Source organism: Sinomicrobium kalidii (assembly GCF_021183825.1).
GTDB classification, from domain to species: Bacteria; Bacteroidota; Bacteroidia; order Flavobacteriales; family Flavobacteriaceae; genus Sinomicrobium; species Sinomicrobium kalidii.
In genome coordinates, this window is record NZ_CP089211.1 from 3,355,128 (window position 1) to 3,377,941 (window position 22,814).

A 22,814-nucleotide genomic window follows, 5' to 3' on the forward strand; every position below is an offset into this window, starting at 1 on the left:
GAATGAAAGTAAAACATATTATTTTAAGCATAAGTTGCCTGTTGTTTGCCTTTTCGGGATATCCCCAGGTGAATAAAGAGGACATCAGGGTGTTATTTGTAGGATTTGATCCGCAAATGCCTATGCCCGGGGATATAGAGAACAACTCCAAAATAAATGGCGGAATGACCCCGGAACGTTTCAGGGAAGATTATCAAACAAGGTTTCCCGCCTTTGAAAACTATCTGAAGAGCTATTTTACGGAAGTGCAGACGGTGGATGCCCGTAATTATAAGGTGGAAATGTCCGGTAACTACGATGTTACCATTTTCGACCAGGTTATAAAGCCGTGGAAGGAAGAAACCCGGGAAACAGGCAAAGACGGCAAAATGAAGTATGAACCTGCCAAATATTTAACCGAAGACTTTGATCATGCAACAATTTTTATAGGTCATACGTCACCGGTTATGGGGCAAAGTGTAGGTACAAAGTTAGACTGGTTGTGCTTATGTTTAGATGCCGATGCCCATCATTTAAAGACAGAGCACGCCATATTTAAAGGCCCTTTTCCTGTAGCATTGACTTTTGAAACAAAACCTACTCCCGAAGGTATATATCATTATCCCTCCGGAAAAAACATACCAAAAGAGATTCCTATGTGGCGTGTGCAAAAAGAAGGTTATTTAGAGAGTAAAGGGTATAGAGTAGGAATGGTATCCAGAGGAGATGGGTTTTTGGATTCCCCTGATGCTGAATATATTTCAAGTGGTGTGAATACAAAAGATGTCGGCGCTGTTGCTATTGGCCGCCATGCCAATTTCTTTATGTGGGGATTTTCCGGCTCACCGGATTATATGACTGAAGAGGCTAAACAGGTGTTCGCCAATGCTGTGGTCTATATGAAACAGTTCAAGGGACAAAAACCGATTGCCAGAAAATACAACGACCGCATTGCTACTAAAGATTATATAGATAATATTATAGGCAGGTTAAATAAAGAATCTTTTGAAGATACAAAGACCTACTACGAGCAGCTTAACCGGCAAATGGCAGAAACCGTCAGGAAACTGGAAGAAAAGAAAAACAAGGGTGAGACACTTACGGAAATGGAGGAGATGGTATTGAAAGCACAATCAAAACCAATGCCTATACCCGATTGGGAACAATACGTACAACAAATTTCAAGAGAATTTTTCAGACCGGAATATGTAAATAATGTCGGGGCTTTAAAACAGTTTTTAAGAGAGAACAGAAAGTACATGTTTTCTGAACCTGACGGATTTTATGCATTACAAATTGATGAGGATTTAAAAAAATTGGGAATCGGTAATGATGAAAAATCGATGTTTCCGGTATGTATTGAACTCTTGAAAGACGATAGTAAATCTGAAATGGCCAGGCGTGTCCTTAAACGATATACAGGTATGGAGAAAACCCGAAAAGAGTGGGGGCAATGGTTTGAAGAAAACAGGGATAAGCTGTTTTTTACCGAGACCGGGGGCTATAAATGGTTAATAAATACAATAAAATGAGAAAAATCATTAAGGTTAGTTTTATTACGGTTTGTCTCTTTATTACCTCTTTAACTTTTTCTCAAAACAGAATTGATGCCGGTTTTAAGCAGGTAGTAAGTGAAGCATCTGATAAACTATGGGTAAGTCAACCGGATATGTCTGATCCTGTTACAGTAAATGCGGAATTAGTGTGGAGTAATAACAGAGAACAACTTGCCGTTGTGATGAAGGTCCGGGTTTTGGAGAACTGGCATATTTATGCCTACGTACCCGGTTCCCAACCCTACATTACTACCGAGTTGAAGCTGTCCGTTCCCGATGGGGTAACCCCGGTGGACAAATGGGAAAAACCAGGTGCATACCCATCTGCGGACGGCGTCTATATTTATGAAGGAAGCCTGGTTTTCGTGCATTATTTTTCTGTTGACAAACCGGTAAAGGAAAAGCAGATAGAGACAGGGCTTTATTACCAGACCTGTGATTTGAAACAATGTTTACCTCCCCAAACAAAAATGAGGAAGTTGACACTATAGAACACCCGAAACATCAATATTAAAGAATCAGAGACCATGAATTGTGTTATACGTATTTTAAGCATAGTGATCCCGGCATTCCTTTTAGGGTGTAATCCGGAAAAAGAAAAACTCCCTGAAAATACGTTCCGTATAAAGGGGCATATTAAAGGGGTTGAAAACGGAACGGTAAAAATAACCTCCCGGGACATGGAAACAAGGAATTCAATAACATTTGATTCTGCGCAGATCACAGGCGGAAGCTTCACACTCGAAGGACCATTGACCTCTCCGAGGGAATTAAACCTGATGATCCCGAAGGGAGGAGTAACCTATTACGCCGGTATTATGAGCGATAAAAGCGTTATGGAGCTCCGACTGGACACCGCCGGTTACGAAAGAAAAATGAATAATTATGTAAGCCTGACCCCCGAGGTGAGAGGTTCTGCTTTTCACGAGGAATACAGATCGTATGAGGCCCTTATTAAACCGTTTAGAGATAGGATTTCCGTAATATCCGAATCCTATAATAAACTGAACGAACTGTATATTGCTGCCCGGAAAAAAGAAGATAAAGAAGCAGCTGATAAATACAAGGAGGAATTAGAGGAGTTAAAACTGAAAATGGAGCCTTTTCGGGAACAAATGGATTCTGTTACGGATAAATATATTGCCGGTCATCCCGGAAGTTATGTTTCGGCATATTTAATGTCCATGAAGGTAGCAGGCTATGGGCTGGAAAAGTCGACCGTTATTTATGATCAAATGCCTCCTGAAATACAAGGTGGATTTTATGGGACTTCCGTAAAAAAACAGCTTGAAAAACTCAAAAAGGCATCACCCGGAGCGGAAGCCGCACTGTTTACTGCGACCGATATTAACGGGGAAGAATTAAAGTTGGAAGATTACAGGGGACAGTATGTTTTACTCGATTTCTGGGCAAGCTGGTGCGTACCATGCCGTAAAGGAAATCCCCATCTTTTAAAAATCTATGAAAAATACCGGGGCAAAGGTTTTGAAATTATCGGTATTTCGGATGATGATAGCAATCCGGAGGCCTGGCATAAAGCCGTGGAGGAAGACGGAATAGGTGTGTGGAAACATGTGCTGAGAGGTTTGAAAGTGGACAGGTCCGAAGGATATAAAGTATTGGATAAAGGAATAAGCGAAAATTATGATATCCATTTTTTACCTACCAAAATCCTCATAGATCCGAAAGGGATCATTATAGGCAGGTACGGGAGTGAGGAAGAACCCCTGGATGCCAAACTGGAGGAGGTATTCGGGGAATAAATCATAATGTTAAATATGACTTAGTATAACAAAAACTCTAAATCGGACTTAGGACTTCAGGACATAAGACGTAAGATCAATGTAATCGAGCTTTAAAACATTAAGTCCCTATGTCATAAGTCCTGCAGTCGTACGTCATAATCATTTTTTTGTCATGTACTAAAAAAATATAAACAGGGATGGAATCCGGATGAGTTAACCGGGGTTATTTGGAGCCTGGTACGGGAATGACTACATAACATTCCCGTGCCTTTGGAAAAACGAAATCATGATTTAAAGAAAAAAAGTAGTAAAACGTAGTGGTATTGCAAATCGGTTTCGTCACAGTAACAAAGAAGATAGGAAAATGATTCCCAAAGCCTTAGAGGACTTAATTGTAAAATTTGTAACCCGATCCATTACTTCCGGGGAACTGGAGCTGTTGGAAAAATACCTGGAAAACCCTGCCAACGACAAGGTTTTCAGGACCTATATAGAACTCAATCACGCCCTGGACGATCTTATGAATGACTATGATCCTAATGAAGCCAAGAAAAAATTACTTTCCATGATCAGGGAAGAGAAGAATTATACAAAACGCAGGAGCCGTTTGGTTTATTTGAAATATGCTGCTGCTGCCGCTATCCTGCTATTGGTCTCCCTGCCATTTGTTTTTAATGACAGCATTTCTGATAAGCCTGTAACGAATGATATGGACGGGCTTACCGAAATTCCCCCGGGAGAAGACAAAGCCGTATTGACCCTGGAAGACGGCAGGAATATTGTTTTGGAAAAAGGGAAGAAGTACACTACGGAAAAAATAAAAAGTGATGGTAAAAGCCTGGTATATGAGGAAGCTTCCCCGGCTGCGGAAGAGGAAGTGGCTTTTAACTACCTGACCGTGCCCAGAGGAGGACAGTTTTTTATACAGCTTCCGGACAGTACGGGAGTATGGCTTAACTCGGAGTCCAGGCTGAAATACCCGGTACATTTTACAAAAAACCGGCCACGGGAAGTGGAACTGGTATATGGAGAAGCCTATTTTGATGTTTCGTCCGCTACCAAACACGATAACATGTCTTTCAAAGTAAAGACACAGGGACAGATGGTTGAAGTACTTGGAACGGAATTTAATGTAAAGGCCTACCGGGATGAGCGCCGGATATCTACTACGCTGGTAGAAGGCCGGGTAACTGTGGGGAGCGGGAACTCGAAAAGGACGCTATCTCCCGGACAGCAGTCTGAAGTAAAGGACGGAGAAAAAAATATAGAAGTGAATGAGGTAAACGTGGCGATGGCGATCGCCTGGAAGAACGGCCTGTTTATGTTCGATAAAATGCCTTTGAAAGAAATGATGAGAACCCTGTCGAGATGGTATGATCTCGAAGTGAAGTTTGAAAACGAAAAGAAAAAAGAAATGGTTTTTTCCGGATTTTTAAACCGTTCTGAAAACGTAAATGAACTTTTAAAGAACATAGAACGAACCGGGGAAGTAAAATTCCTGATAGAAAGAAAAACAGTGGTGATAAAATAAAAAAAGGAACAAAGCTAACATCTTTCCACGGGCGTAGCTTCATTCCTCTGAATTCGATCAATTAAAGTAAACTTTAACTAACCAAACTACAAATTTATGAAAATATATTCGGTTTGTATAAATTACTTCAATAAGTAAGTGTCCTCTTACTGTCTATTCTGTAATTTCTGTTTGATTTTAGTGGAGTTTGTTTGATAAACATTGTATGGTGGTCTTTTAGAACTGTTATGTACTGAAATGTATTGAATGACCGCATTTAGTGATAATGGCCTGTCACCTCGAGAACTAACATTTTGGCAACCGCATAAATTGAGGTGACGGTTAAAAGCGTCATCGCCAGCGAAGCGTCGGCGATCTCCCGGCTGGTATGCGCCTACCTGTTGCTGAGCCTGTCGAAGAATTGGAGGTATGTTGCTGGCCTCCGTGAGATTGCCACTCCCATATCCATCGGGATCGCAAAAACGCTTTTTTGCGATGTGTAGGGGGCTCCTCTAACACGTCATGGGTAGCGAAGTCGAGAGGTTATTGGGGTTAATATTCTGAAAATAAGGGCTCGACCTGATAGTAAAACATTGCGCTATGACTAATTATGGATAATCAGAAATGTAAAATACAACATAAAAATGGAGATATGAAACAATTATTTATAATGGCAATATCCATAGCATTGTGCTGGGGATGTGCACAGAAAGCTTCGGAAAAGAATAATAAGGCCCGGGTGTCAGCCAATATCGAAGGACTGGAGGATATGGAAATTTTTATTTCGTACAGGCAGAAAGGAGATCGTAAAACCGATACCATACAGGTAAGGGACGGTCAGTTTACCTGGGAGGCGGAAATGCCGGAACCTCAGAAAGTATCTATCATGTTTCCCAACCGTTATTCCGGGTTCTTCGCAGAAAAAGGAAATATTCAGATAAGCGGAAAGGCCGATGCCCTGCATAAACTGGATGTTACGGGTTCTGAATTACAGGCAGAAGCGGATAAATATTACGAAACATTAAAAGACCTGACCGACCGGGAATCGGTGATATTCGGGCAATACAGGGATGCCGGTGACGAGGAAAAACGTAACTTGGAAAAAAGGCTTGGCGATATTCGTAGTGAAAAAAGGAAAAGAGGAAAGGTCTACATTGAAAAGCATCCCGAAAGTATTTTTAGCCTGAACCTGGTATCGGATAGAGCAACGATGGGCGCTTATGAAGAAATAAAACCACTTTATGACCTGTTGGATAATTCAGTTCTTGGTTCAGATATGGGTAAGCGTCTTACCGAACGATTGGAGGTGCTGAAACGAAGTGCTATAGGTGAAACCATACTGGATTTTACACAAAATGATGTTGAAGGCAATCCCGTGAGTTATGCCGACTTTAGAGGTCAATATGTATTTATCGATTTTTGGGCCAGCTGGTGTGGACCGTGCCGGGCAGAAAACCCGAATGTACTAAAGGCTTACAACGAATATAAGGACAAGAACTTTACGGTCCTCGGAGTGTCCCTGGATGATGATGAAGCAAGGTGGAAAAAAGCTATAGAAGAAGACAGTCTTCCCTGGGTTCAGGTGTCCGACCTGAAAGGTTTTGATAACGTGATCTCCGGTTATTACGGTATTCGTGGAATTCCCAGTACACTACTGGTCGATCCGGAAGGAAAGATCATTGCCAAAGACCTGCGGGGTGACGAACTTCACCAAAAGCTGGCTGAAGTACTCCCTTAAAAACAATAAAAATAAACAGATGAAAGCAATTTATAAAATAATGTGCTGGCCCTTGCTGCTTTGTTCGGTCGTGGGATGTACGGAGAAACAAAACAGCGGATACCTGGTTAAAGGTACTGTAAAAGGAGGAGAAGACGGTATGATAAAAATGATTACCCATGATTATATAACAAGAACTTCCGATGTCATTGACAGTACATATATGAAGAACGGGAAGTTTGAGTTCAGCGGAGAAATAAATAGTCCGGATTTGGTCACCCTGAATTTTGGCGAAAAGCATTTTGTCGGTTTTTTTCTCGAAAACAGTGCCATAGAGATGGAAATAGACCCGGTCAGTAAAGAAGGTGGTATGTCATCTCCTGCGGAGACCGTGGTAAAAGGTGCTGAACTTCACGATAACTATACTGCCATCACTAATGAGATCGAATCGGTAAGAAATGACGAAAAATATAAAGAACTGACAGATCTGGGAAAGGCTTATAACGATGCAGCCAGGAATGGTGAAAAGGAAAAGGCTAAAAAGATTTATGAACAACTGGAATCCCTGCAGGATTTAAGTGATGAAATGCAAAGCAGGATTTTGTCAAAAAAGATCGGGTTTTTAAAACAAAACAATGCCTCGCCCGTAGCCCCTGTCCTGTTGGGGTTTGATTTTTCGGAAAGAAACCTCTCGTTTGAAGAAATGACAGTGATCATGGACACTTTGCAGGGAGAAGCCACCAATACAAAAATGTACCGGTACTTTGCCCGCGAATACGAGTCGATCAAAAGAACACGCCCGGGTGCCAAAGCGCCGGAGTTTACGCTTAAAACCCCGGAGAGTGAAGATTTTTCCCTGTCGGACATAAAGGATAAATACGTGCTGCTCGACTTCTGGGCCAGCTGGTGTAAACCCTGCCGGGCGTCTTACCCGCACTTAAAGGAATTATACGCAACGTATAAGGATGACGGATTTGAAGTTCTGGCCGTATCTACGGACAGCGATCACGATGCCTGGAAAAAAGCCATTGAGGAAGATGAAACACCCTGGATTCACGTAGTGGATACTTTCTCAAAGAAGGGGTTTCCGTCCGATATCTCCACGCTTTATGCCGTTCCCTTTTTACCCACTACTTATTTACTGGATAAGGAAGGCCGGATTATCGCCAAAAACCTTCACGAAGAGGAACTGGACAAAAAACTGGAAGAAATATTCGGGAAATAGCAATGTATTCCTGCCGGCAGGAAGTTCTCTGCCTCAATGTGATGATATATTAAAAGCGTAATGTATAATGAAGAATATTGCCATATATTTTGTTTTTCTGTTCAGTTTCATAGTGTGCCGGGGACAGGTTGCAGAGCCCGTAAGGTGGCAGGCCCGGGCAGAAAAGCTTTCCGAAACCGAATATAATTTAATTTTCAACGCATCCATAGAACCCCATTGGCATTTGTATTCCCAAAACCTGCCTGAAGGCGGAGCGTTGCCCACGGTATTTACATTTGAAAATGCCGGGGAGGACTTTGAATTGGTGGGAGAAACAAAGGAAAGTGAACCGGTTACCGAACATGACCCGGTTTTTGATATGGAACTTTCGTTCTTCGATATGAAAGCTACGTTCACCCAAAAGATAAAACTCCTTAAACCTGATATAAATGCTGTTCGGGCACATGTAGAATTCCAGGCCTGTGACGACAAGAGCTGTATCTTTTCCGATGCCGGCCTGGCCTTTTCACTGGATGGAGGAAAGGCAGAAATAAAACAGCTGGAAGTAGATGAGAAGAGTGCAATGTTGTCTGAAAAATTAAAACTGGACCTGAAAAACCAGGGACTCCTGAAAGGGGAAGACCAGGGGCAGGGAGGAGGGAACAGCCTGGCCGGAATTTTTATCCTGGGTTTCCTGGGTGGCCTCCTGGCCTTACTGACGCCCTGTGTATTCCCGATGATCCCGCTTACGGTGTCTTTTTTTACCAAGCAGTCCGGGACACGTAAAAAAGGGATTTCCAATGCCGTACTCTACGGGGTGTTTATCGTGGTGATCTATATGCTGCTGAGCATACCGTTCCACTTCCTCGATTCCATTGACCCGGAAATACTCAATACGATTTCCACGAACGTTTGGCTGAACATCGCCTTCTTTGTTATTTTCGTATTCTTTGCCTTCTCCTTTTTCGGCTATTACGAACTCACTCTGCCCAGTTCCTGGGGGAATAAGATGGATTCGGCTTCGGGTACGGGCGGGGTGATCGGTATCTTTTTTATGGCGCTTACACTGGCTATCGTATCTTTTTCCTGTACAGGCCCGATCCTGGGGTCTTTACTGGTGGGATCGCTTACGGCCGAAGGCGGGGCCGCCCAGCTTACTGCGGGGATCACAGGTTTTGGTTTTGCCCTGGCCCTGCCTTTTGGCCTGTTTGCACTGTTCCCGAACTGGCTGAATTCCTTACCGAGATCGGGAGGCTGGATGACTACGGTAAAGGTAATGCTCGGTTTCCTGGAACTGGCGCTGGCCTTTAAGTTTTTGTCCAATGCCGATCTTGTACAACACTGGGGGATCCTGAAAAGGGAGATCTTTATCGGTATCTGGATCGTGATCTTTGCCCTGATGGCGTTTTATCTTTTCGGAAAAATAAAATTTCCGCATGACGGGCCGTTGAAAAAATTAGGTTTTATCCGTATGGCATCGGGTGTACTGGTCACTGCTTTTGTCATTTACCTGATCCCCGGAATATGGGGAGCTAACCTGAAACTGCTCAGCGGTTTCCCGCCGCCCATGTTCTACAGTGTAAAGCAACAGGAGAGCGATTGTCCCCTGGGCCTGAACTGTTTCAAGGACTTTGACGAAGGACTGGAATACGCCAAAGCACATAACAAACCCATATTGCTGGATTTCACGGGCTGGGCCTGTGTGAACTGTCGTAAAATGGAAGAGAACGTATGGAGTGTACCGAAAGTTTATGAACAGCTCCGGGACAACTATGTACTGATTTCGCTTTATGTAGATGACCGTAAGGAACTCCCGGAAAACAAGCAGTTCAATTACCAACTGGAATCGGGTCGCGTAAAGAAGATCCGCACCATAGGGGAGAAGTGGGCTACCTTCCAGGCCATAAACTTTCATACGGCATCGCAACCCTATTATATTATTATAACCCCCGATATGGAGTTGTTGGGGCCATCGCAGCAATACACCGATGCCGAAACCTATTACGACTGGCTGAAAAAAGGAACGACAGCCGTAAAATAAATTTTAACATAAAATGATGGGACGTTCAGGGGGGATTAAGGGTATTACTCTAATGGAACGTATTTAAGTAAACACATCTTTAGTACATGACAAAATTGGATCTGGATGGATTTTCCTCGATTTTTTACCCCATCCCTAAAGGGTGAATCGAGGAAAATCGGGTTCCCTTTAGGGTTAGGGTCAAACTGATTTCCCGATAAATCTGCATAAAACAAATTTTGTCATGTACTAAAAAACGCATCATTAAACAGTTTCGGGAAAAAACAACAAAATTCTCCCACCCGTTCAGGTAATTTTTGAGTCTTAATATTAAAAAAAACGTCATATGAAACTATTAAAAACCATAAGTTTACTATGGCTGACCGTAGTCAGCCTGAACGCCCAGACGAAAAAGGAAGTCCCTTTCGATGCGTCTATCCGTCATGGTGTTCTGCCCAACGGGCTGACCTATTACATCAAACACAACGAAGAACCCAAAGAAAGGGCCTCCTTCTATTTTGCCCAGAACGTAGGATCTGTCCTGGAAAAGGAATCGCAACGGGGACTGGCCCATTTTCTCGAACATATGGCCTTTAACGGCCTGGAACACTTTCCGGAAAAAGGCATGCTGGAATACCTTGAGAAGAACGGAATAAAGTTCGGTTCGGAGATCAATGCCTATACTTCCTTCGATCAGACGGTTTACAATATCAGCAAGGTTCCGGTCACCAATAAAAAACTGCTCGATTCCACCCTGCTGGTACTGCACGACTGGTCGGGCTCCCTTTCCCTGACGGAGAAGGAGATCGATGCCGAAAGAGGGGTGATCAATGAAGAGTGGCGAACGCGGAACACCCCCGGTTTCCGGGTCTCGGAAAAGGTATGGACCGAAGGGGTAATGAAGGGGGCTGTGTATGCCGAACGCATGCCCATCGGGCTGATGTCCGTAGTCAACAATTTTAAATACGACGAACTCCGGGACTATTACAAACGGTGGTACCGTCCGGACCAGCAGGCGGTTATTGTGGTCGGGGATATCGATGTGGATGTTATGGAGGCGAAGATCAAAAAGGTCTTTTCATCCATTCCCCTGAAAAAAGGGCTGCCTGAACGAAAGGACTTTGATATCACCCTGGACGGGGGAATTACCTTTATCGAGTCCCTGGATAAGGAAGTGGGCACTACCGGTGTTGAATTTATAATAAGGAACAAGGCCAAAGATTTAAAAGGATATCCATACCTGGATGATAAGTTGATAAAGGATGTGGTTTCGTATATCCTGAATAACCGGTATAAGGAACAGACCGTTGAGAAAACCTGCCCTGCCTTATCGGTGAACTATGCCTATTCAAACTTTGTAAGGCCGCTTGATATTCTGGGCCTGTACATTCAGCCCAAAACAGATAAAGAACTGGAGAGTTTCGAATTTGCTTTGACCGAGCTTCTGCGTTTTGTACGGTACGGAGCCACGGAAAGCGAACTCGAAAGGGCAAAACTGTCTATCAAAAACAGCAAATTGTCCTATTTAAAGAATAAAGACAAGATCGGCAGTGACGCCTATGCCCAGCAGATTTACCAGCATTTCTTTACCCAAACCCCTTTGCCGGATGTAAACTGGGATGTGAATTACACGGTCGACCGCCTGGAGACCATCACCAACGCGGATATCCTGGAATATATGGCCGGTGTTTACAAGGAGGAAGATATCGTCATGGCCATCAAGGGATCTTCCGAAAAAGCCCATCCGAACAAAGACAAATTCGTAAAAGTGTTTAAAGCCGTCAATGCCCGTGACCTGGCCCCGTACACAGACGACACAGACAATACCCCTTTAATAGCAACAGCTCTTAAGGAAGAGCCTGTAATAAAGACTTCGGAGATAAGCGGGCTCGATGCCCGGAAATACAAGCTGGCCAATGGGGCACGGGTCGTTATTTTCCCGACTCCGTATGATAAGGACAAGATCTATATGAAAGCCTATAGCCCCGGGGGAAGCTCCCTGCTCGATAAAGACCTTCTGCCTTCTGCGGATGTAGCCACCTATGTGGCCTCTGAATCAGGACTTGGGGCATTCGATAAGATCGCACTGGACAAAAAACTGGCCGGTACGGACACCTCCCTGGAACTTAACATCAGTGAATTGTCAGAAACCCTGTCCGGGAACAGTACGAAATCCGATATCGAGGTGTTGTTCCAAAAGATATACCTGAGTTTCGAAGCCCCCAGGTTTGAAGAAGAAGCCTATGATCTGGCCATGGAACGCTTTGCCAAGAACCTTGAACGCAAACAGAAATATAAAAAGAGCATCTTACAGGATTCCGTATCCCTGGCCCTGACGGCCCATCATGAAAGGACCCTGGTGTTCAACCGTGAATTCCTGGACCGGATTGCACTGGAGAACATAAAAACGGCCTATACCGACCGGTTCCGGGATATCGATGACTTCACCTTTGTATTTGTGGGGGACATCGATGAAAAGCAACTGTTAAAGCTGGCCCAAAAATATATCGGTAACATAAAACCGGAAAACAGGACCGAACGGTATGTGGATCATGATTATAAACCCGCAAAAGGAAAGACTGTAGTAAAAGTGGTTGAAGCCATGGAAACCCCGCAGGCCACGGTGAGCATTGTTTTTAAGGGAGATATGGCCTACAATTTTAAAAACAGGCTAAAGGTTAATATGGCAGGGCAGTTGTTGCAGAAGCGTTGCCACGATGTGATCCGGGAGGAAGAAGGCGGAAGTTATGGCGTAGGGGCCCGGGCGTCGTTAAACGATATCCCGAAGGCGGAATACTCCATGTCAGTAGGTTTCGATTGTAACCCCGGTATGGTGGATAAGCTGGTACAGGTGGTCTATGACCAGGCAGGCCAACTTTCGGAAACCGTGGATGTCGATGATTTCAGGGAGGTCAGGGAATCGATGATCAAAGCCCGTAAGGAAGCGGTGGATAATAATGAGTACTGGATGAATGTTTTAACCTCCAATGTTTTTTACGGGAGGCAGATCCATACCCTTGAGGAGTATATTGAGGCTGTAAACGGTATAAGCCCGGATGATATCAAGGAGACCGCCCGTACCCTGTTGGACAATGCCGATATCGTTGAAGGGGTGCTGGTACCCGGGACCTGATGGGTTGAAACCTTGCGGGCTGAAGTAGAAACGGGACCTAACATCAGGATAAATTTTCAGTTTTTGTTAGTATCAGGGTAAAACTGATGTCATCAGAAGAAACTTTACTCAACTTTTGTTCTCATGTCATTTTATCAAAGGTTGATTATTTGAGTTAGCTACAGGTTTCTTTTGAATAAACACGGGGTGGATAAAGCCCCGTGTTTTGAATTAATGGTCTGGCGATATGCCTCTTAGTTTCTGATATGCCCTGGATATCTGGTTTTCCACGGTCTTTACGGAGATATTTAATTTGTAGGCTATATCCCTGTACTTCATGCCCTCGAATTTATGCAGGGTAAAGACCTCTTTACACCTCGGAGGCAGGCTGTCAATAGCTTTTCGAAGGGTTTCATAATTTCCAGGGGCCTCTTTTTGCTGTGTCTCATCTTCCAGGAAACTTTCCAGGTAGATATGATCGGAAAGCGAAACAGTGTTCTTATCTCTCCGAAGACTATTGATAAACCTGTTATGGCAGGAGCGAAAGAGATAGCTTTTCACGGACGAGTTTATGGCAAGTGACTGGTGTTGTTCCCATATTTTCACAAAAGTACCCTGGACGATATCTTCAGCTTTGGCCCTGTCGTTACACAGACTGAAGACATAACGTACCAGGTCGTCGTACAGCACTTCAAAAATAAACTTAAAGGCCTCTTCATTTCCCGATTGAAGAGCGTTTATTAATTCGGTGTTGTTTTCAAGGGAATACTTCATTAACGGTTGAGTAAATCATTATTTAAAGGAAATATAATTTTGTTTTAACAAAAATGAAAAAAAAATGTGAATCCGGCGTAGGGGTTTTTTAAAACCTTTGTGTCTTGTAGTAAAAAGCCCCTGTCACATATTATGGAAAAAGATCGATTTCAATATTTATTGCAAAAGTATTTCTCCGGGGATATATCGGAGAAAGAACACTATGAACTGGACGAGCTGTTAAAGGACGAGTCCTATGCCAGGGAGTTTAAATCCTATGCCCGGTTAAATAAACGTATTTCGGAATTGTCCTATAAACCAACTCCTCCGGAGGAAAAGAAAGCGATCCTTGATAAAATGGCGGGACATTCCGGGACGAAAAGAAAAGTATATACGCTTCCTGTATTTTTTAAATATGCGGCAGCCGTTGTTGTCTTACTGGGACTTGGTTTTATAATGATGAACCAATGGTCAAATACTCCGGACCAGTTGATTGTAGAAGACAATCCGGTGATACTTCAGCTGTCGGATACCTTGATAAAATCTTTACAGGAAACAGACTATGCCATGATAAGCACTATGAAGGATGTTGAAGTGGAACAAACCGGGGACACGATAAAATATAGGGCTACCGGAGAGGAAGGTGCCCTGGCCTACAATGAAATAAACGTCCCGAAAGGAAAAACGGCGGTTTTGATTTTAAGCGACGAAAGCCGCGTCACCCTCAATGCAGGAACATGGTTGAAATTCCCCCGGAATACCGGGGTTGCGAGGACCAGGGAGGTTTATATTAAAGGAGAAGCCTATTTTGATGTGGCGAGAGATACCTCCAGGCCATTTGTGGTGCATGCCGATGATGTCAATGTCCGGGTGTTGGGTACACATTTTAATGTCAGTAATTATGATTCCGGTACCACCGTCAATACGGTTCTGGTGGAAGGGAAAGTGGCACTGTATGGAACTGCCGACCGCTATAACGGGGAGTCCCTGGTCATTCACCCCGGAACAATGGCTGTTTTTGACAAAACGGGAGAATCCATAGCTACCCGTACGGTGGATACTTCGTCATATACGTCGTGGATACAGGGGGAGCTGATCTTTGAAGGAGCGTATTTTTCATCGATTGTAAACAGCCTGGAACGAAAGTTTAATGTGGAAATAGAAAACCGGAACAGCGGACTGGAAAAAGAGAAGTTCACCGCAAAATTCAAAGAGGAATCCATTGAGCAGATCCTGAGGTCATTCCAGCAAAGTTATCCTTTTGAATACACGATCAAAAAGAATAAAATAATCATTAATTGACCTGAGACAACAGGACATACATACGATATAAGACTTGTAATTCCGGACCTCCTGTTTTTTCGGCATGTCGTAAGTCCTAAGTCCAAAATTAGTCAATAACGTTAATCAAATAATTTATACATGAAAACCTAAAAGTACACACGGACCTTGAACAAAAAAATCGGAAAATGAGGCAACATTTCCCGATTTGTGTTCATTGATTTACAGAAATAAACCAACTAATTCAAAACAAAAGTATGAAAAAACTCATGAATTCAATGAGGCAGGGTTCTTTTGCCTTAAAATTTGACCTGAAAATGAGACTTGCACTATTACTTCTTTTCATTTCCCTATTCCGGATTCAGGCAAGTTCATATTCACAGAACATTAAAATTTCTGTCGACCTGGAGCAAGTAACGGTAGGTAAATTTTTCAACACCGTCGAATCCATGACCTCCTACCGGTTTTTGTACAATCACAGGGATGTGAACCTTGACCGGAAGATCAATGTTTACGCCTGGAAAGAACCTTTGTACAAGGTGTTGAACAGGGTGTTTAAAGACACGAATATTTCCCATAGGGTGGTCGGTCACCAGATCGTACTCAACACGTTTATCTTAAAACCCGTTAAACCGGATGGCAAGGACGACCTGCAGGAGAAGCTGATCTCCGGGAGGGTTATGGATAAAAATGGCATGCCTTTGCTCGGCGTGACGGTATTGATCAAGGGAACGCAGCAGGGGACTTCGACAGATGAAGAAGGACATTTTGAAATTATAGCCGAAGAGGGCGATGTGCTGGTCTTCAGTTATATCGGGTTTTCGAAGCGGGAAATATCTGTAGGAGAAGAACAGGAGTTCAATGTAAGGCTAACCGAACAAGCTAATGAACTGGGCGAGATCACGGTTACGGGATACCAGACCATTTCGAGCGAACGCACAACGGGAGCTTTCTCCAAACTGAAGACGGATGATTTTAAATCGCAACGTTTAAATAGTCTGGATGCCGTACTGGAAGGCCGGATCGTCGGGTATCAGGATGGGGTGATCCGGGGGGTAACCTCCATGAACGGATTAACAACACCCTTGTATGTCATAGACGGATTTCCTGTTGAAAAGACCAGGTATGATGGAATTTATGGCCTGGAGGAAAATCTTCCGGATCTGAATATTGAAGATATTGAAAGTATAACCGTTCTTAAAGATGCTGCCGCAGCGTCCATTTATGGTGCGCGTGCTGCTAATGGTGTTGTTGTGATTACAACTAAAAAAGCCAAAGCAGGAGAAACCAACATTTCCTTTTCCAGCAATTTGACGCTCTCCCCTTATAAATATTACACAGGCAATCTGACCAACTCGGCTGATATTATCGGGTTGGAGCAGGAGTGGGCCAACGGCAATCCCAACTTACAGGCTACGAACGGAAGTACCGCATCGTATGCCTCCTCTCTGCTGGATAATGCGGTGTATACCAGCCAGGGGATGCAAACAATCTTAAACTATTATGCGGGTAATATTTCAGAAAACGAATTGAACAATACCTTAACCCGGCTGGGAGCCTCCGGATTTCAATATTATGACGACCTGGACCGATATGCCAAACGGGATCAGTATTACCAGCAATATAACCTGAGTTTCGGCAGGGCTACCGAAAAGAACAGTTTCAATGCCTCCGTAACCTATAAGGATAATAAGTTCGAGGATCGTTATTCGGAAGATAATTCCCTGGGGATCAATTTGAGGAATTCCACTGAAATTACGGATTGGCTGACCATGGATGTCGGAACATACATCTTTTTCAACAATGCGGATGAACAGGCCTACGATGCCTTAAACCCGGGTTTTGTATACCAGCCGTACAACAGGCTGGTCAATGAAGACGGAACTTCGTTTACATCTACTGCGGCATCCCGGTATAATGTGTCAACCCTTCAGTCCCTGGATACCTATAATATGTATAACATGGATATTACGCCCATGGATGAACTGGGAAGAAATATAAGGGAACGCAAAAACTTTTCGAACAGGACCTATGCCAAGTTCAATGTCAAATTAAGCGATGCTTTTTCTTATAATGCCATGTTCCAGTACGAATATGGTGTGGAGCGTATAAATCAGCTCAAAGATAAAAATTCTTATGAAGTCAGGTCGCGGGTCAATAGCCTGGTCACCATTTCACCTGCGAATAAGGCCGTGTATAATTTGCCTTACGGAGATATCTCTTTCCGCAGCAATCAGTATTCCAATGCCTACAATTTCCGACAGCAATTGAATTTTGATAAGCTGTTTAATGATGTTCACGATATAAGTATCATCGCCGGGACGGAAATGCGGCATTCCAAACTGGAATACAGCAATCAAACCCGTTATGGGTATGACTCTCAAACCTTGTCTTTCACACCGGTAAACCAGGCCGACCTGCTGCAGGTCTATGGTTCGGTTTTAGGAGGGTCTATGACTCAAAACGATTTTTCGGCCGAAAGGGAATTGCTCAACCGTTACGTCTCCGTGTACGGGAATGCCGGGTATACCTACGATTCGCGATACACCCTGACGGGAAGCCTGCGCTGGGACCGTTCCAACCTGTGGGGAACGGACAACAAGTACCAGAACAAACCCACATGGTCTGCCGGGGCGGGCTGGAATGTACACAACGAGGCCTTTTTTAAACCTTCGTGGGTAAACATGCTCAAACTCCGGTTTTCTTATGGTATCGGGGGGAATGTGGCCAAAGACTCGGCACCGTATTTAACGGCAAGTTACAGGTCCAACAATAACGTAGGGGGTATACAGGGAAGCATAAGTTCCCGGCCGAACCCGGAATTGTCCTGGGAAAAGACCACCACAACCAACATAGGGATTGATTTCTCTTTGTTCAGTAACCGGTTGAACGGAACGGTCGACCTGTATCATAAAAAGGGAGAAGACCTGCTGGCCAACAGCAATGGCGTTCCGACGGAAGGTTGGGGATACGATACCTATACCCTTAACAACGGCGAAATGACCAACCGCGGTATAGAGGTCAGCCTTGACGGCCGTATTCTGAAAACACCGGATTTCTCATGGGATGCCGGTATCCTGTATGCCTACAATAAAAATAAGGTGACCTATGTCAATGTAGAAGCCCCGGTGTATTTCCTGCAACTGGATTATCCTTCGGCCTATCCCAGGGTGGGGAAGAACTTTAATTCCATATACGGGTACAAATGGGCGGGACTGAGCAATACGGGCCTGCCGCAGGTGTATGATGCATCGGGGACTGCCGTATCTCATAACCCGGCCGATCTGGAGGCCATTGAAGATTACGGTACAACCGTACCCGTTCAGAGCGGATCTTTCAGGACATCGGTAGCGTATAAGGACTTTTCGCTTTCAGCCCTTTTTATCTACGAACTGGGTCATAAGATCAGGAATACGTTTTTACCCATGTTCAATAACAGTTACTCTGGTGCAACAGGAGGCTATATTACCAATATAGGAACGGTAAACAAGCGCATCAGGGACCGCTGGTTAAACCCCGGGGACGAGGCGCATACGGATGTGCCCCGTGTGGTCTACGAATACGATCCGGATTATAGTTACGACCTGCAATCCATTTATTCTGATGCAGACATCAATATCCTGGATGCCTCGAACCTGCGGCTGAGCAATGTGTCGTTGGCGTATCAGACGTCCGAACTGGCTTCTAAACTGGGTATAGAGAATATTCGCATCAATTTTAATGTGGAAAATGTTTTTACCATGGCCAAAAGCAGGGATGTAAAGTACCTGTTGAATGGGTACCGGACTCCGAATTTTGTGCTTGGATTTAATGTGAATCTCTGATTATTAAAAATAAACACATCGTTAGTTTGTACACTGAAGAATAAAAACAAGACGGATGACGGGTCACAGATGTGTTCTTCAGTCATCGGTCCAAAAAAAATAAACAGATGAAAAAAATATATATCACCATACTGTGTCCTTTAATGCTGATCGTCGGGTTGACTTCCTGTGACGATTATCTGGACGACATACCGAAAGGGTCTAAAATACCACGGACATTAGCCGATTTCGAGGCGCTGATACGGGATGAATACACGAACCATAGGGTGAATGTAAACCAGGCCTTAAACCTGTTGAATGACAGGTATGTGACCGAAGCGACACTGTCTTTTTATCCCCTGGATAAAGCCAATTATCTCTGGGACGAATCTGCAGATCGCATCGCTTTGAACCGGGCAGATGAAGGAACGTATTACTCCGGTTATGCGGCAATCTCCACATTCAATTTAATTATTGAAAATGCCCTGGAGACAACAGAAGCCACGGAAGCCGGGCAGCAGGAGCTGTGGGCACAGGCCAAGGTATTAAGGGCCATGTGCTATTTTAACCTGGCTAATTATTATGCCGATACTTATCAGGCCACTACCGCATCGGAAAAGCTGTCCGTTCCCGTAATTACCAGCGCGGATATCAATGCTCCCAGCGAACAGGTGAGTATTCAGGAGTTATATGATTTTATCCTGAAAGATATGGAAGACGCCCTGCCCGGTTTGCCCGAGGGGTCCTCAACCGCATTGCACCCGAACCTGGGGACAGGTTATGCCTTTCTGGCGCGGGTGTATTTGCAAATGGGCAATTACGAACAGGCATTGAATTATGCCGATAAGGCCCTGGAGGAAAATAACAGCTTATACGACTGGAGAGCGTATTACAACGACAATAAATCGGTTATAGAAGACCCGGATGCTTATATAAGTACGCCTTCACCGATGGGATTCGATTATGTCGAAAACTATAATTATCGCCATGGAGCCCTTTCCAGGATCACAACTGAGAATAACATCCCGGTAGAACGGGCACCACGATTTGAAGAAGGGGACGCCCGTTTTTTATCGCGCTGGAAGATCAGGACTGTGGGCGCAGAGACGTTTTATAACTCCACATTGTCAGGTTATTTCAATTACGGCGGTATGACCACTGTTGAGGTTTACCTGATAAAAGCCGAATGTCTGGCACGTCAGGGCAGCATAGACGATGCCATGGCAGTATTAAACCGGGTGCGTAAAACCCGGATCTTACCTGATGTTTACCAGGATTTAACCGCAGCAAACGAAGCAGAGGCCATGGAGGCCATTCTAAGAACCAAAAAAAACGAACTTATTTTAACCATAGTTCCGTTTTGCGATGCCAGGCGTTTAAATACGGAAGGTGTATATACCACCGGTTTTACTAAAGAATATAAAGGTGAAACATATACGCTGACCCCGGATTCCCATTTATGGACCATGCCGTTCCCCCAGGGGGCTACCGATAATCCCGGGAATGGGACTATAACCCAAAATGTGGATAAATAGATCAAGCAATGAAACGAATTATCAATAGAATATTAGGAGTTTGTTTAATTATAGGAATAGCTTCCTGTAAATCGGATACCCAAAAAAAATTAAGTCCGGATAGGTATGAATTAAATGCGATAGTTAATGGTGTTGAGGACGGTATGGTCGTAAAACTTGTACCTGGCGCAACGCATACAAGCGAATCGCCGATCGCAGAAACAAGGGTTACTAATGGAGCGTTTATGTTTACAGGGAAATTAGAAGAACCCCGGTTTTTTTATATCGTTTTTGGAGAGAATAAAGGAATGATTCCTGCTCTTCTTGAAGACTCGAGAATAAAACTAACGGCAACGGCTACTATTCCGGATAAGGAAAGTGATAGAATTGTGTTTGATAGTGTACATATAAGCGGTTCTGAGTCTAATGATTATTTTAAGGAACAGACCGCATTTAAGGCCGAATTAAATGCCGATTATGAAGCATACCATAAAGGGTATGAGGAGCTTAGTATGTTATTAGGCAAAGCCAGAGGAGAAAATGACAAAAAATTAATGGATTCTTTAGTGAATACTTCAGAATATAAAGAATTTGATAGAAAAGAAAAGGCATTTTTTGATAAGGTAGAAAGAAAGTCAAAGGATTTAATATTAAGTCATAAAGATTCTTGGTGGGGACCATTTTTTATGTTGATTCAGTATACTTACTTCACTCCTGAACAAGAACCCATATATGCACAATTTTCTAAAGAAGCCAAACAAAGCTACTATGGACAATTAGTGAACGAAGAAGTAAACCCAAAAGGTTTAACCGGAGAAAAGATTTCAAATTTTAGTTTAAAGGATAAAGATGGGCAATCTACGGATTTGAACACCATCCTTTCAGAAAAGAAGTATGTCTTAATCGATTTTTGGGCAAGCTGGTGTGCCCCGTGCCGTAAAGAAATCCCGAATCTTAAAAAAGCCCACAAAGATTTTTCAAAAAAAGGATTTGAAATTTTGAGCATTTCAATTGATGAAAAGCAAAATGCCTGGTTAAAGGCTCTTGAGGAAGAAAATATGCAATGGCCTAATCTTTTTGATGATGATAAGGTCAGTAAGACTTTTAAGGTAAAAGCCATACCGGCCACTTTTCTGGTTGATGAAAATGGTTTTGTAGTCGCTGAAAATTTGAGAGGGGAAGCTTTAGATGAAAAGTTAGCGGAATTATTTAAAGAGTGAATATCAAATTAGTATATGACAAAATATGTCTTCATAGATTTTGCCGCGAAAATCAGGCGAGATTGAATTTAGTCATATGCTAAAAAAGATCCATAAATTAAAAGATTACCCCGGGCAGGGAATTTTTTCGAATTATTTACATAGCAATAAAATTATATAAAATATGAAAGCAACAAGATGGGGCATATTGTGCTTCGGCATCGCTTTTTGGGTATCGTGTGCAGAAAAGAAAGAACACAAAGGATATGCAGTTACAGGAAATATAGAAGGACTTGATAATGGAACTGTATACCTGGAACCGGTTGGAGAAGCAGGGAAACCGGATTCTTCCCTTGTCGAAAACGGCGGATTCAGTTTTAACGGCGTACTGGAAGAACCGCTCCGGTACAGGTTAAAGGTGAAGGGAGGAGAAGATCGGGGTATGACCTTTATCCTTAGTAATGATATTATTGAAATCGAGGCTGAAAAGGATTCGCTGTTCAGGGGAAAAATTACGGGAGCTTCAGTAGAAGAGGTGTACCGTAGTTATTACGAAAATGAATTTCAGGAACTCCGGGAAATGGCCGGGCCTGTTTACAGATTATCGGATTCCATCACGCAGCAGGGCAAAGTGGAAATGACCCCGGAGCAAAGGGCCGTGATGGATAAAAAATGGGATGAGTTAGATAAAAAATCAGCTTCGATAACTACGGACTTCATACGGAAACATACTAATTCCGTTGCCTCGGCATTGATTATTCAGGAAAGATATATTACCTACCCGAATTTAGAAATGGCCGACAAATTATATAACAGCCTGAGCCCGGAAGTTCAGGAATCCCATTATGGGAAGCAACTGCATGCTTCACTGGCTACAATGAAGAAAACGGCCGTCGGGAATAAAGCCCCGGACTTTACCCAACCCGACCGGGAAGGGAACAGGGTCAGCCTTTCGGATTTCAGGGGACAATATGTTTTCCTGGACTTCTGGGCAAGCTGGTGTGCCCCCTGCAGGAAGGAGAATCCCAATGTCCTGGAGGCTTACAAAAAATACCACGAGGCAGGCCTGGAGATTGTGGCTGTATCCCTGGACGACAAGAAAGACAAGTGGGAAAAAGCCATTGAAGAAGACGGGTTGACCTGGCTTCACCTTTCCGATCTTAAGGGATTTAAGAACGAGGCGGCCCAGGAGTATGGAGTCCAGGCCATACCTCAGAATTTTCTAATCGATCCGCAGGGGCAGATTATCGGTAAAAATTTGAGGGGAGAAGGCTTACAGGAAAAGTTAAAGGAAGTTTTTGAACCGGTCAATTGACTAAAGACTGTGTTAAACAATACTAAAAGATCCTTTTTAATACAGAGGTAAAAAACAAATCAATCATTTAAAAATAGGCAGACAAGGATTTCGCCGGATGTTTACC

14 protein-coding genes are annotated in these 22,814 nt (G+C 43.6%); 13 read left to right on the top strand and 1 reads right to left on the bottom strand.

Annotated elements, in window-relative coordinates; translation table 11 throughout:
* Positions 1-2 precede the first annotated feature (2 nt).
* The 8 genes from LS482_RS13570 to LS482_RS13605 all read left to right on the top strand — a co-directional run bounded on the left by LS482_RS13570 (position 3) and on the right by LS482_RS13605 (position 12,864).
* Positions 3-1,511, top strand: a complete 1,509-nt coding sequence (locus tag LS482_RS13570; protein ID WP_233028060.1) for a hypothetical protein — start codon at positions 3-5, stop codon at positions 1,509-1,511.
* A complete protein-coding gene (locus tag LS482_RS13575; RefSeq protein ID WP_233028061.1) occupies positions 1,508-2,026 on the top strand; it encodes a protein-disulfide reductase DsbD domain-containing protein in 519 nt (172 codons plus the stop codon). Before LS482_RS13570 ends, LS482_RS13575 begins: the two co-directional genes overlap by 4 nt.
* Positions 2,027-2,062: 36 nt before the next feature.
* Complete coding sequence (locus tag LS482_RS13580; protein ID WP_233028062.1) at positions 2,063-3,298, top strand: TlpA disulfide reductase family protein; 1,236 nt, start codon at positions 2,063-2,065, stop codon at positions 3,296-3,298.
* Between the two features lie 346 nt (positions 3,299-3,644).
* Positions 3,645-4,811 (top strand): FecR family protein, encoded by a 1,167-nt coding sequence (locus LS482_RS13585; protein WP_233028063.1) that lies wholly within the window; start codon positions 3,645-3,647, stop codon positions 4,809-4,811.
* Between the two features lie 631 nt (positions 4,812-5,442).
* Positions 5,443-6,528: a TlpA disulfide reductase family protein gene (locus tag LS482_RS13590; protein ID WP_233028064.1), complete on the top strand. Its 1,086-nt coding sequence runs from the start codon at positions 5,443-5,445 to the stop codon at positions 6,526-6,528.
* 19 nt (positions 6,529-6,547) lie between these two features.
* The gene (locus tag LS482_RS13595) at positions 6,548-7,732 is read left to right on the top strand and encodes a TlpA disulfide reductase family protein (RefSeq protein WP_233028065.1); all 1,185 of its coding nucleotides are present in this window, start codon (positions 6,548-6,550) and stop codon (positions 7,730-7,732) included.
* A 67-nt stretch (positions 7,733-7,799) separates the two neighbouring features.
* Positions 7,800-9,752, top strand: coding sequence for a protein-disulfide reductase DsbD family protein (locus tag LS482_RS13600; RefSeq protein WP_233028066.1), 1,953 nt, complete (start codon positions 7,800-7,802; stop codon positions 9,750-9,752).
* A gap of 325 nt (positions 9,753-10,077) precedes the next feature.
* Positions 10,078-12,864, top strand: coding sequence for a M16 family metallopeptidase (locus tag LS482_RS13605; protein ID WP_233028067.1), 2,787 nt, complete (start codon positions 10,078-10,080; stop codon positions 12,862-12,864).
* 210 nt (positions 12,865-13,074) lie between these two features.
* Here the strand turns inward: LS482_RS13605 and LS482_RS13610 are convergent, their stop codons facing one another.
* Positions 13,075-13,617: an RNA polymerase sigma factor gene (locus LS482_RS13610; RefSeq protein ID WP_233028068.1), complete on the bottom strand. Its 543-nt coding sequence runs from the start codon at positions 13,615-13,617 to the stop codon at positions 13,075-13,077.
* Positions 13,618-13,749: 132 nt separating this feature from the next.
* Between LS482_RS13610 and LS482_RS13615 the strand changes: the two genes are divergently transcribed.
* The 5 genes from LS482_RS13615 (at position 13,750) to LS482_RS13635 (ending at position 22,708) form a co-directional block, all read left to right on the top strand.
* Positions 13,750-14,898 carry a FecR family protein gene (locus tag LS482_RS13615; RefSeq protein WP_233028069.1) on the top strand — a complete coding sequence of 383 codons (1,149 nt, stop codon included), beginning with the start codon at positions 13,750-13,752 and terminating at the stop codon, positions 14,896-14,898.
* Positions 14,899-15,134: 236 nt separating this feature from the next.
* The gene (locus tag LS482_RS13620) at positions 15,135-18,701 is read left to right on the top strand and encodes a SusC/RagA family TonB-linked outer membrane protein (RefSeq protein WP_233028070.1); all 3,567 of its coding nucleotides are present in this window, start codon (positions 15,135-15,137) and stop codon (positions 18,699-18,701) included.
* 107 nt (positions 18,702-18,808) lie between these two features.
* Positions 18,809-20,215: a RagB/SusD family nutrient uptake outer membrane protein gene (locus tag LS482_RS13625; protein WP_233028071.1), complete on the top strand. Its 1,407-nt coding sequence runs from the start codon at positions 18,809-18,811 to the stop codon at positions 20,213-20,215.
* 8 nt (positions 20,216-20,223) lie between these two features.
* Entirely contained in the window at positions 20,224-21,414 is a 1,191-nt protein-coding gene (locus tag LS482_RS13630) for a TlpA disulfide reductase family protein (protein WP_233028072.1), read from the top strand.
* Between the two features lie 163 nt (positions 21,415-21,577).
* Positions 21,578-22,708, top strand: a complete 1,131-nt coding sequence (locus LS482_RS13635) for a TlpA disulfide reductase family protein (RefSeq protein WP_233028073.1) — start codon at positions 21,578-21,580, stop codon at positions 22,706-22,708.
* Positions 22,709-22,814 lie beyond the last annotated feature (106 nt).

Excerpts from the sequence above, each read along its gene's own strand:
- LS482_RS13570 (WP_233028060.1), top strand. The coding sequence starts at position 3 with ATGAAAGTAAAACATATTATTTTAAGCATAAGTTGCCTGTTGTTTGCC.
- LS482_RS13575 (WP_233028061.1), top strand. The coding sequence starts at position 1,508 with ATGAGAAAAATCATTAAGGTTAGTTTTATTACGGTTTGTCTCTTTATT.
- LS482_RS13580 (WP_233028062.1), top strand. The coding sequence starts at position 2,063 with ATGAATTGTGTTATACGTATTTTAAGCATAGTGATCCCGGCATTCCTT.
- LS482_RS13595 (WP_233028065.1), top strand. The coding sequence starts at position 6,548 with ATGAAAGCAATTTATAAAATAATGTGCTGGCCCTTGCTGCTTTGTTCG.
- LS482_RS13605 (WP_233028067.1), top strand. The coding sequence starts at position 10,078 with ATGAAACTATTAAAAACCATAAGTTTACTATGGCTGACCGTAGTCAGC.
- LS482_RS13590 (WP_233028064.1), top strand. The coding sequence starts at position 5,443 with ATGAAACAATTATTTATAATGGCAATATCCATAGCATTGTGCTGGGGA.
- LS482_RS13630 (WP_233028072.1), top strand. The coding sequence starts at position 20,224 with ATGAAACGAATTATCAATAGAATATTAGGAGTTTGTTTAATTATAGGA.
- LS482_RS13585 (WP_233028063.1), top strand. The coding sequence starts at position 3,645 with ATGATTCCCAAAGCCTTAGAGGACTTAATTGTAAAATTTGTAACCCGA.
- LS482_RS13620 (WP_233028070.1), top strand. The coding sequence starts at position 15,135 with ATGAAAAAACTCATGAATTCAATGAGGCAGGGTTCTTTTGCCTTAAAA.
- LS482_RS13615 (WP_233028069.1), top strand. The coding sequence starts at position 13,750 with ATGGAAAAAGATCGATTTCAATATTTATTGCAAAAGTATTTCTCCGGG.
- LS482_RS13610 (WP_233028068.1), bottom strand. The coding sequence starts at position 13,617 with ATGAAGTATTCCCTTGAAAACAACACCGAATTAATAAACGCTCTTCAA.
- LS482_RS13625 (WP_233028071.1), top strand. The coding sequence starts at position 18,809 with ATGAAAAAAATATATATCACCATACTGTGTCCTTTAATGCTGATCGTC.
- LS482_RS13600 (WP_233028066.1), top strand. The coding sequence starts at position 7,800 with ATGAAGAATATTGCCATATATTTTGTTTTTCTGTTCAGTTTCATAGTG.
- LS482_RS13635 (WP_233028073.1), top strand. The coding sequence starts at position 21,578 with ATGAAAGCAACAAGATGGGGCATATTGTGCTTCGGCATCGCTTTTTGG.